This window comes from Pantoea sp. Pa-EAmG (genome assembly GCF_030024295.1).
Classification (GTDB): Bacteria; Pseudomonadota; Gammaproteobacteria; order Enterobacterales; family Enterobacteriaceae; genus Pantoea; species Pantoea dispersa.
On sequence record NZ_JASEWO010000300.1, the window covers coordinates 1 to 2875 of the forward strand.

Sequence of the window (2875 nt, forward strand, 5' to 3'; positions counted from 1 at the left end):
ACCATGTAGCGCACGTGCAGCTTCGCCATCTCATCATCTGACAGATCCACCACCTGGTAGCCACCTTCGCTGAGCTGGCTGATGATCTCACTGCGCTCTTCCAGACCGCGCGTTAAGCGCACCCCGACGAAGATGCAGGCGTTATCGGCATCCGCATAGCGATAGTTGAACTCGGTGATGGAACGGCCACCCAGCGTCTGACAGAAACGCAGGAAACTGCCCTGCTGTTCTGGAATCGTCACCGCCAGCAACGCTTCGCGCTGTTCACCAATTTCACAGCGTTCTGACACGTAGCGCAGACCGTGGAAGTTGACGTTAGCGCCCGACAAGACGTGCGCGAGGCGCTCGCCTTTGATGTCGTGCTGCTGGATGTACTTCTTCATGCCCGCCAGCGCCAGCGCACCCGAAGGTTCCGCCACCGCACGCACATCTTCGAACAGGTCTTTCACCGCCGCGCAGATGGCATCGCTGTCCACGGTGATGATGTCATCGAGATACTCTTTGCACAGGCGGAAGGTTTCGCTGCCAATGCGCTTCACCGCTACACCTTCAGCAAACAGCCCGACACGCGCCAGATCCACTGGCTCGCCGGCATCCAGCGCCGCTTTCAGGCAGGCCGAATCTTCCGACTCCACCGCGATCACTTTGATTTGTGGCATCAGCTGTTTGATCAGCACCGCCACGCCCGCCGCCAGACCGCCACCACCGACCGGCACAAATACGCGATCAATATGCGCATCCTGCTGCAACAGTTCCATCGCCAGCGTGCCCTGCCCGGCAATCACTGCCGGGTGGTCAAACGGGTGCACAAAGGTATAACCCTGCTGCTCGGCCAGCTCAATCGCTTTGGCTTTTGCCTCGTCGAAGTTAGCACCAAACAGATAAGCCTCACCGCCAAATGCGCGCACTGCATCAACCTTGATGTCTGCCGTGGCCAACGGCATCACAATCAGTGATTTGATGCCCAGCGTGCTGGCTGAAAGCGCCACACCCTGCGCGTGGTTGCCGGCCGAAGCCGTGATCACGCCGCGTGCTTTTTGCTCTTCAGTCAGTCCGGCAATCATCGCGTACGCCCCACGCAGCTTAAAGCTGTGTACTGGCTGGCGATCCTCGCGCTTCACCAAAATGGTGTTGCCGAGACGCGATGAAATTTTTTCCATTTTTTGCAGCGGCGTGACCTGGGCAATTTCATACACAGGCGCACGCAGCACTGCGCGCAGATACTCCGCGCCATTAGGCGACGCGGGTAGCGGTTGAGACTCAGCCATCAGTTGTTAGCCTCCCAGCTTGGACTTATCGCGTACTGCGCCTTTGTCAGCGCTGGTCGCGAGGGATGCATAGGCGCGTAACGCGAAGGAAACAGCACGTTCGCGATTGTGCGGGGTGTAAGCTGCTTCGCCACGCGCCAGCTCTTTTTCACGACGAGCATGGATTTCGTTGTCTGGCAGATCCAGATGGATACGACGGTTCGGGATATCCAGCTCGATCATGTCGCCATCCTGGATCAGCGCAATGGTGCCGCCGCTCGCTGCTTCAGGCGAGATGTGTCCCACAGAGAGACCAGAAGAACCACCAGAGAAGCGGCCATCGGTGATCAGCGCACAGGCTTTGCCCAGTCCCATCGATTTCAGGTAGGTGGTTGGATACAGCATTTCCTGCATGCCCGGACCGCCTTTTGGTCCTTCGTAGCGGATCACCACACAGTCACCGGCCACCACTTTACCGCCGAGGATCGCCTCTACCGCATCATCCTGGCTTTCGTAGACTTTTGCCGGGCCTTTGAAGGTCAACAGCTCTGCATCCACGCTGGCGGTTTTTACGATACAACCATCTTCGGAGATGTTGCCGTACAGCACAGCCAAGCCACCATCCTGAGAGAACGCGTGTTCGCGGGTACGGATACAACCCTCTACACGGTCATCATCCAGCGTGTCCCAACGGCAATCCTGTGAGAAGGCCTGAGTGGTACGGATACCGGCTGGACCGGCGCGGAACATCTTCTTCACCGCTTCGTCTTTGGTCAGCATGATGTCGTACTGATCCAGGGTTTCGCGCATGCTCTGCTGCAAAACGTTGCGCGCAGTGGTGTCGATCAGCCCTGCACGATCCAGCTCGCCCAGAATGGCGACAACGCCACCGGCGCGGTGTACGTCTTCCATGTGATATTTCGGCGTACTCGGCGCCACTTTGCACAGGTGTGGCACTTTGCGCGACAGGCGATCGATATCCGACATATTGAATTCGATTTCGCCTTCCTGCGCCGCTGCCAGCAGGTGCAGAACGGTGTTGGTGGAACCGCCCATGGCGATATCCAGCGTCATCGCGTTCTCAAACGCGGCTTTGGTGGCGATGTTGCGCGGCAGTACGCGCTCATCATCCTGCTCGTAATACTTTTTGGTCAGGCTAACGATGCGCTTACCGGCGTTGAGGAACAGCTCTTTACGGTCGGCGTGGGTCGCCAACAGTGAACCGTTGCCTGGCTGTGCCAGACCCAGCGCTTCGGCCAGACAGTTCATCGAGTTCGCAGTGAACATCCCTGAACAAGAACCACAGGTTGGGCACGCAGAGCGTTCGATTTTATCGCTATCTTCATCGCTGACGTTCGGGTTAGCACCCTGAATCATCGCATCAACCAGGTCCAGCTTGATGATTTTGTCAGACAGTTTGGTCTTACCGGCTTCCATCGGACCGCCGGACACAAAGATCACCGGGATGTTGAGGCGCAGTGACGCCATCAGCATGCCGGGGGTGATTTTGTCGCAGTTAGAGATACACACCATGGCATCGGCGCAGTGCGCGTTCACCATGTACTCCACGGAATCGGCGATCAGCTCGCGCGAAGGCAGTGAATACAGCATGCCGCCATGACCCATGG

Annotated in this window: 2 protein-coding genes; both read right to left on the reverse strand. The window is 57.9% G+C overall.

Annotated features, from left to right (window positions below; all coding sequences use genetic code 11):
- A partial coding sequence (gene ilvA, locus QMM04_RS21925) for a threonine ammonia-lyase, biosynthetic (RefSeq protein ID WP_282997031.1) occupies nucleotides 1–1268 on the reverse strand: 1268 nt, incomplete at its 3' end.
- 6 nt (nucleotides 1269–1274) lie between these two features.
- The coding region (gene ilvD, locus QMM04_RS21930; RefSeq protein WP_282997032.1) for a dihydroxy-acid dehydratase at nucleotides 1275–2875 on the reverse strand (1601 nt) is incomplete at its 5' end.